1 protein-coding gene is annotated in these 1,109 nt (G+C 67.7%); it reads right to left on the bottom strand.

Going from position 1 to position 1,109, the window contains the following annotated elements:
• The coding region (locus tag ADK55_RS15615) for a lamin tail domain-containing protein (protein WP_078998962.1) at nucleotides 1-327 on the bottom strand (327 nt) is incomplete at its 3' end.
• Nucleotides 328-1,109: the final 782 nt, after the last annotated feature.

The following is a 1,109-nucleotide window of genomic DNA, read 5'->3' as shown; positions in this document are numbered from 1 at the left end:
TCCGGTGTGGATCCGGATGGTGGCGCGGCCGCCGATGCGGGTGTCGTTGAAGCGGTACCGGTTGCCGTCGGAGTCACGCAGCGTCCAGCCGCGGAGGTTGACCGGCTGGCGGGTGGTGTTGCGGATCTCGACCCACTCGCCGTTCAGGGAACGGTTGGAGCGGTCGTCGCGTCCGGGAGCGTCGGCCTGGACCCGGGAGATCTCCACCCGCGGGTGCCGGTCATGACCCCGGTCCGCGGCAGTGGCGGGGAGAGCGGCGGCCGAGACGATGGCGCCGGCGGCGAGGACGGTCGCGGCGACGAGGCGGGCGGTCGACGAAGCAGACATCTGGTGACCCCTCAAGAACGGTGCTTCACCCGCCGATACGAAGCTCGTACCGGTGCGGTGCCCGGCCCCCGGTGGGCCGAGGACCCAAACTCTCGACCCGACACGGGACCGGCCACGGCCCCCGACGAGGCCGGTTACCGACCCCGGACATTCCCGTCACACACGCTTGCGCACTACACGCAGTCCGCATGAGCGTGCCCTGACATTCACTGACCGCTACACCCACCCAAAGCGCACACCGTCCGGTCGATCATTGCGCGCCCGGAGCGCACCACCGGGCGCACTCCTCCGCCCGTCACCCAACCGGAGCAGCAAGTTTCGTAACGGCTGTTCTGCACGATTCTTCGCATGGAGATACGGAAGTCGTAGCTCAGGCCGACGTTGGCGACTCGGCATCCCCAGTCGCCGCCTGGCTCCAAGGGCCTCTTCAGGACCGCGCGAACTCGGCTCGGCGGAAGTTTGTCCGTCCCGGCCACCCTGGAGGTGCGTGACGTGAGGCTGGCTTGGACACCAGCAGCAGAGCCGACCAAGACCTGTCAGCAAGGACTCCGTGAAACCGTGGTCCACGGCGGTGCACGGGTTCCGATCATGACACCTGCCGCCACGTCGACCACGTCCCCGGGGAAGTACCAATTCGCAGCTGCGGGTTCAGAGTTGCCAGGAGGTACTGCGGGTAGGTTCCATGTATGGCGGAAATCAGTGCGGAAGAGCTGTTGCGTCGTATCAGGGTGGCGAGGGACTGGGCGCGGGAAGAGTCCGACCGGCTCGAGGCGGTGTCCAGG

Source organism: Streptomyces sp. WM4235 (genome assembly GCF_001279725.1).
GTDB lineage: Bacteria > Actinomycetota > Actinomycetes > Streptomycetales > Streptomycetaceae > Streptomyces.
This window is presented reverse-complemented; position numbering and strand designations above follow the sequence as displayed.